The organism is Microbacterium sp. CPCC 204701 (genome assembly GCF_004010105.1).
GTDB lineage: Bacteria > Actinomycetota > Actinomycetes > Actinomycetales > Microbacteriaceae > Microbacterium.
In genome coordinates this window covers 1-6,814 of record NZ_RRYE01000155.1, presented here as the reverse complement: position 1 = coordinate 6,814, position 6,814 = coordinate 1, and the positions used below count along the sequence as shown (strand labels likewise).

The window sequence follows — 6,814 nt, the reverse complement described above, 5'->3', positions numbered from 1 at the left end:
GATCCGGATGCCGCGCACCAGGTCGCGGCGGCGCCCGGACGGCCACCCGGACGGAGCGCGATGAGCGCGTCCGAGCAGCTCGCTTCGTTCCTGGCACGCATCCGCGGCGGCGATCTCGGTGCCATCCCTGTGGTCGTCGGCATCGTCGTGATCTGGACGGTGTTCCAGCTGCTGAATCCGCTGTTCCTCTCGAGCGAGAACCTCAGCAATCTCACGATGCAGTGCGCCGCGATCGGCACCATCGCTCTCGGGGTGGTGCTCGTGCTCCTCCTCGGCGAGATCGATCTGTCGGTCGGCTCGGTGTCGGGGCTGGCGGCGGCCGTGCTCGCCGTGTCGTTCATGCAGCTGCAGTGGCCCCTCGTGCTGGCCATCCTCGCGGCGATGGCGATCGGCTGCCTCGTCGGACTGCTGTACGGCTACCTGTTCACCCGGTTCGGGCTGCCGAGCTTCGTGATCACTCTCGCCGGTCTGCTCGGCTTCCTCGGGCTGCAGCTGTGGGTGCTGGGCGAGACCGGCTCCATCGCCTTCCCGTTCGACGCGTGGATCGTGCAGTTCGCGCAGCAGATGTTCCTGCCGGCGTGGGCGTCGTACGTCGCCGCTGTGCTCGCGGTCGCCGCGTTCGCGTTCTCGCTGCTGCGGCGCGCGCGCCGTCGTGCGGCTGCGAACCTGGTGAGCCAGGGCTACCTCGAGATCGGCGTGCGCAGCGCCGTGCTCCTGGCGTTCCTGCTCGTGGCGGCGTGGTACCTGAACCTCTACCGCGGCGTCGGCGTGATGTTCCTGCTGTTCCTCGCCCTGGTCGTGGCGATAAACTTCGCTCTCACGCGCACGCGGTGGGGGCGCGCCGTGTACGCCGTCGGCGGCTCGGTCGAAGCCGCCCGGCGCGCAGGGATCCGCGTCGACCGCATCTATCTCTCGGTGTTCGCGATGTGCTCGACGCTCGCCGCCGTGGGGGGCATCCTCGCCGCCGCGCGCCTCGGGTCGGCGACCCAGAGCTCGGGCACGGGCGACGTGAACCTCAACGCCATCGCGGCGGCCGTCATCGGAGGCACGAGCCTGTTCGGCGGCCGCGGGTCGGCCTTCTCGGCGCTCATCGGCATCGTCGTGATCCAGTCGATCTCGTCGGGGCTCACCCTCCTCAACCTGGACTCGTCGGTGCAGTTCATGGTCACCGGCGTCGTGCTGGTGCTCGCCGTGATCGTCGATTCCATCTCGCGGCGCACGCGCGCTGCCACCGGCCGGGCTTGACCGACTGCCTTCACAGCTCAAACACGAGCAACGTTCGAGATCCGCTGTGGCGCGCACGAGCGCTACATACTGCTCATGCCGAGCATGTTCGCTGAGTCATTTCGCTATAGATGAGCGGCTGGGGGGCAGTTTTCCCGGGCGTTGCCAAAGCGTTACGTTCAAGACTTGACGCCAAGAACCGATGTCGTCAGGATCGCTCTCAGCGCGATGTGCGCCAGGGACGTTCCTGGGGCCCGCACATTTCAATGACGAAAGGCGAAAGATGAAGAAGTCTTCCCTGCTCGCCGTAGCAGCCCTCACGGGCGCCGCTGCGGTGATGCTCGCCGGCTGCGCCGGCGGAACCGGTGCGCCGACGGACGATGGCGACGGTGGCGGCGACGCTGCGGGCCGCGCCTGCGTGATCCTCCCCGACGCGGCGTCCTCGCCGCGCTGGGAGAACTTCGACCGCAAGTACCTGCAGGAGGGCCTGGAGGCCGCCGGCTTCGAGACCGATATCCAGAACGCGCAGGGCGACGTCAACAAGTACTCGACCATCGCCGACCAGCAGCTGACGCAGGGCTGTGGCGTCATGCTGCTCGTGGACTACCAGGGCGCAGCCGAGACCGTGGCCGCCAAGGCCACGGGCGAGGGCATCCCGGTCATCGCGTACGACCGCCCGTTCGAGGGCGCCGACTACTACGTGTCGTTCGACAACGTCGAGGTCGGCCGTCTCGAGGGCCAGACCGTGCTCGACGGACTCGAGGCCGCCGGCAAGGACCCGGCGACCGCGGTCGTGGTGTACATGGGCGGCGACCCGACCGACGGCAACGCCGCGATGTTCAAGGAGGGCGCTGTCGAGGTCATGGAGGCCGCAGGCATCCAGCCGGCCGCCGAACCCCCGGGGGTCTGGGACCAGGCCAAGTCGCAGACCAACTTCGAGCAGGCGCTGACCTCGCTCGGCGGCGCCGTCGACGGTGTGTGGGTGGCCAACGACACCAACGCCGCGGGCGTCATCAAGGTGCTGCAGGACAACAACCTGACCGGCGTCGCCGTGTCGGGCCAGGACGCGAACGTCGCGGGCCTGCAGAACATCCTGCTCGGCTGGCAGACCGCCACGGTCTACAAGCCGGTCGCCGACGAGGCCGCGGCTGCGGTCGAGACCGCCATCGCGCTCCTCAACGAAGAAGAGGTCGCGACGGATGCCGAGCTCGACGACGGCACGCCCTACATCCAGGTCAGCCCGATCCTGGTCGGCCCCGACAACGTCAAGGACGTCATCGCCGCCGGCGACGCGTCGTACGACGACGTCTGCACGCCCGACGTGATGGCCGCTTGCGAACAGTACGGAGTCACCGAGTAGCGTTCGGTCCACAGCCGCGAGGGCGTCGCGTCGTCGATGGCGCGGCGCCCTCGTGGCGCAACCGGCACATCGCAAGGAAGCGAGCATGTCAGACATCACCATGGCCCCAGAAACCGCGCTCGACGCGCAGCCGATCATCCAGCTGGTCGGCGTCAAGAAATCCTTCGGCCCGGTCAGCGTCCTCAAGGGCGTCGACCTCAGGGTCCATCCCGGCCGGGTCACCGCCCTGGTGGGTGACAACGGCGCCGGCAAGTCCACCCTCATCAAGGGTCTCGCGGGCGTGCAGCCCTACGACGCGGGCGAGGTCCTGATCGACGGCGTGCACCGCGACCTGCACGCGCCGCGCGATGCGTCGGGCCTCGGCATCGAGGTCGTCTACCAGGACCTCGCGCTGTGCGACAACCTCGACATCGTCCAGAACATGTTCCTGGGCCGTGAAGAGCTCGCAGGCGGCACGTTCGACGAGGGCCGCATGGAGAAGGACGCCTCCGACACGCTGCGCTCGCTCTCGGTGCGAACGGTCAAGTCGGTGCGGCAGAAGGTCTCCAGCCTGTCGGGAGGGCAGCGGCAGACCGTCGCCATCGCGCGCGCCGTGCTGAAGAAGGCTCGCGTGGTGATTCTCGACGAGCCGACCGCCGCGCTCGGCGTCGCGCAGACGGAGCAGGTGCTGAACCTCGTCAAGCGCCTGTCCGAGCAGGGCGTCGCAGTGATCCTCATCAGCCACAACCTCGCGGACGTGTTCGAGGTCGCCGACGACATCGCCGTGCTGTACCTCGGTCAGATGGTCGCGCAGATCCCGAAGGCTGAGACCACCCGCGACGACGTCGTGGGCTACATCACCGGCACCAAGACCCTCGGCGGCGTCCAGATCATGAGCACCGAGACGATCCGCACCGAAGGAGGCGTGGAATGAGCACCAACGCGACCCGGACCGAGGCCGCCCCCGATCCCGTCGCGAGCGACCTCATCGGCAGCGGCGTCGAAGGCGGGCTCGGCGACCAGGTGCAGGCGTGGTGGCAGCGTGTGCGCGGCGGCGACATGGGGGCGCTCCCCGCCGTCGGCGGACTCGTCGTGCTCGGCATCCTGTTCTCGATCCTGAGCCCCTTCTTCCTGACCGAGCGCAACTTCGCGAACCTGCTCAACCAGGCGGCGACGCTCGTCGTGCTCGGCATGGCGCTGGTGTTCGTGCTGCTGCTCGGCGAGATCGACCTGTCGGCCGGTGTCACCGGCGGCGTCGGGATGGCGCTGTTCGTCGTGCTGAACGCGCAGTTCGGCATCCCGTGGCCGCTCGCGCTGCTCATCGGATTCGGCTTCGGGTTCCTCACCGGCGCCCTCATAGGCTTCTTCGTCGCGAGGATCGGGATTCCATCGTTCGTCGTGACGCTGGGTCTCTTCCTGGGCTTCCAGGGCCTCGCGCTCGTGATCATCGGGCCCGGCGGGCTCTTCCGCCTCCAGGTGCCGGAGCTCATCGCGCTGCAGAACGGCAACCTGCCGGTGTGGGGCGGCTGGGGGATGCTCGTGATCATGCTGGTGATCTCGACGGCGACGTCGTTCTGGGATCGCGCCCGCCGCACCCGCGCGGGCGTGCCGAATCGGGCGGTCTCGCTCGTGTGGATCAAGCTCGCCGCGATCGCCGTCATCGGCGGAGTGGTCGTGTACGTGCTGAACCAGAACCGCGGTCAGTCCGTCGTCGAGGTCGCGGGCGTGCCGATCGTCGTCCCGGTCGTGCTCGCGATCCTGTGGATCGGCACGTTCGTGCTCGACCGCACCAAGTTCGGCCGGTACGTGTATGCGATCGGCGGCAATGCCGAGGCGGCGCGCCGCTCGGGGGTCAAGGTGCGCTGGATCAAGTGGTGGGCGTTCGTCATCTGCTCGAGCCTCGCGGTCTTCTCGGCGCTGCTGAGCGTCGCGCGGGTCGGCTCGGTCGACGCGACGGTCGGCCGCGACATCGTGCTGTCGGGCGTGGCCGCGGCGGTCGTGGGCGGTGTGAGTCTCTTCGGCGGGCGCGGACGCCTCATGCACGCCGCGATCGGCGCGCTGGTCATCGCGGTCATCACGAACGGCCTCGGTCTGCTCAACCTGCCGGCGGGCATCAACCTGCTGGTCACCGGCGGTGTGCTGATTCTCGCCGCGACCGTCGACGCCCTGTCGCGGCTGCGGTCAGGCGGCGTCAGGACGTAACCGGGTCGCGCACGCCGTCACTGCACGTGAGAGCGCCGGATGGGTCATCCCGGCGCTCTCACGTGCAGACGGCGAGCATCTCCTCGACCCAGGCGGGCACAAGCTCGGTCGCCGGTCCGGCCCTGGCGTCGTCGAAGGGCACCAGCGCGTCGCTCGGCTCGAGGTTCAGCTCGACCGTGCGGGCACCGAACGACGCGGCCAGGGCCGCGTAAGCCGCCGCCGGATAGACAGCGCCCGACGTGCCGATCGAGGCGAACACGTCGCACGCGACGACCGCCCGCTCTATGCGGTCGAGGTCGTAAGGCATCTCGCCGAACCAGACGACGTCGGGGCGCAGCATCCGTTCGCCGCATTCCGGGCACGGCGGCCGGTCGATCAGGTCCCCATCCCATGCGGGGCGCGCGCCGCACCACCCGCACAGCGCCCGGCGCAGCTCGCCGTGCATGTGCACGAGGTTGCCGGTGCCGGCGCGCTCGTGCAGGTCGTCGACGTTCTGCGTCACCACGAGCAGCTCCGGCCCGATCGCGTCCTCGAGTCGCGCGAGCGCGCGATGCGCCGCGTTCGGAGCGACGGATGCCAGTGCCCGGCGTCGTGCGTCGTAGAAGGCGAGCACCGTGCCGGGGTCGGCCTCGTATGCGTCAGGCGTCGCGACGTCTTCGATGCGATGCCCCTCCCACAGCCCGTCCGGACCGCGGAACGTCGGCACGCCGCTCTCGGCCGAGATGCCGGCGCCGGTGAGGACGACGATCCGGGTCATCGAAGCAGCGCCCGCAGCGACTCGATCGTGTCGGCTTCGCCGGGCGGCTTGTCGGGGCGGTACGCCTTCACGCGCGCGAACCGCAGTGCGACTCCGCCGGGGTACCGCGTCGAGCGCTGCACGCCGTCGATCGCGATCTCGACCACCGTCTCTGGCCGCACGTGCACCGCGTATGAGGAACGGTGCGTCTCGATCGTCGGGAAGTGCTCGGTCTGCCAGCGCAGCGTGGCATCGGTGAGTCCCTTGAACGTCTTGCCCACCATCACGAACCCGCCCGGCTCGCCGAAGCGCCCGTCCGGATCGCGGGCGCCCAGGTGCAGGTTCGACAGGAGCCCGGTGCGCCGCCCCGAGCCCCACTCGACCGCGAGCACGACGAGGTCGTAGGTGAGCACCGGCTTGACCTTCAGCCAGCTCTTGCCGCGGCGCCCGGCCGCGTACACCGAGTCGATCGCCTTCACCATGACACCCTCGTGCCCGGCGGTGAGCGCCGCACGCGAGAACTGCTCCGCCTCCGCTGCGTCCGCGGTCACGATGCCCGGCATGCGCGCCCTCCCGGCGACCCGCTCGAGCAGCTCGAGCCGCGTCGACAGCGGCTCGTCGATGAGGTCGCGACCGTCGAGATGCAGGATGTCGAAGAACCACGGCCGCAGCACGGCGGCGGTGGCATCGCCGTCCGGGATGAGTGAGCCGAAGCGGGCCATGGTGTCTTGGAACGGACGCGGACCGCCGTCCTCGTCGAGCGACAGGGTCTCGCCGTCGAGGATCACGCTCTCGGCCGGCAGCGCGCGGGTCGCGGCGACGATCTCGGGCACGCGATGCGTGATGTCGGCGAGGCTCCGCGTGAACACGCGCACGTCGTCGCCGTCGCGATGCACCTGGATGCGCGCGCCGTCGAGCTTGTATTCGACGGATGCCGCTCCCCCGAGCGCCTGGAGCGCCTCGGTCGGCGACGCCGCCGTCGAGGCGAGCATCGGCAGCACGCCGCGACCGACTTGGAGGCCGACCTCCGCGAGCTCGTCGGACGTGCCGGTGAGGGCGATACGCGCGGTGGCCCCGAGGTCGCCCGACAGCATCGCCGCGCGCCGCACGGTCGGCGCGTCTCGCTCGGACGCCTTCGCGATCGCGTCGAGGAGCACCCCCTCGAGTGCGCCGGTGCGGAGCTCCCCCCGCATGACGCGGGCGAGGAAGTCCCACTCGGCCGCGGTCGCGGCGCCGGCGAGCGCCTCGAGCTCCGTGGTGCGGGTCAGCACGGATCCTCGGCCGTCGGCCGCGGCGAGCCGGCTCAGTGCGGC

Annotated in this window: 6 protein-coding genes; 4 read left to right on the top strand and 2 right to left on the bottom strand. The window is 70.0% G+C overall.

Annotation, left to right across the window (positions count from 1 at the left end; all coding sequences use genetic code 11):
* Positions 1 to 60 precede the first annotated feature (60 nt).
* The 4 genes from EIO58_RS10390 to EIO58_RS10375 all read left to right on the top strand — a co-directional run bounded on the left by EIO58_RS10390 (position 61) and on the right by EIO58_RS10375 (position 4,765).
* A complete protein-coding gene (locus EIO58_RS10390) occupies positions 61 to 1,245 on the top strand; it encodes a sugar ABC transporter permease (RefSeq protein ID WP_127819481.1) in 1,185 nt (394 codons plus the stop codon).
* A gap of 262 nt (positions 1,246 to 1,507) precedes the next feature.
* Positions 1,508 to 2,584, top strand: a complete 1,077-nt coding sequence (locus tag EIO58_RS10385; protein WP_127819480.1) for a sugar ABC transporter substrate-binding protein — start codon at positions 1,508 to 1,510, stop codon at positions 2,582 to 2,584.
* An 85-nt stretch (positions 2,585 to 2,669) separates the two neighbouring features.
* Complete coding sequence (locus EIO58_RS10380; protein WP_240658718.1) at positions 2,670 to 3,497, top strand: ATP-binding cassette domain-containing protein; 828 nt, start codon at positions 2,670 to 2,672, stop codon at positions 3,495 to 3,497.
* Positions 3,494 to 4,765: a sugar ABC transporter permease gene (locus tag EIO58_RS10375; RefSeq protein WP_127819479.1), complete on the top strand. Its 1,272-nt coding sequence runs from the start codon at positions 3,494 to 3,496 to the stop codon at positions 4,763 to 4,765. Before EIO58_RS10380 ends, EIO58_RS10375 begins: the two co-directional genes overlap by 4 nt.
* Before the next feature lie 58 nt (positions 4,766 to 4,823).
* Here EIO58_RS10375 and EIO58_RS10370 read toward each other — a convergent pair whose 3' ends face one another.
* Positions 4,824 to 5,522 (bottom strand): NAD-dependent deacylase, encoded by a 699-nt coding sequence (locus EIO58_RS10370; protein WP_127819478.1) that lies wholly within the window; start codon positions 5,520 to 5,522, stop codon positions 4,824 to 4,826.
* Positions 5,519 to 6,814, bottom strand: a 1,296-nt coding sequence (locus tag EIO58_RS10365) for an ATP-dependent DNA ligase (RefSeq protein WP_127819477.1), incomplete at its 5' end; no start/stop codon positions are given. The genes EIO58_RS10365 and EIO58_RS10370, both read right to left, overlap by 4 nt.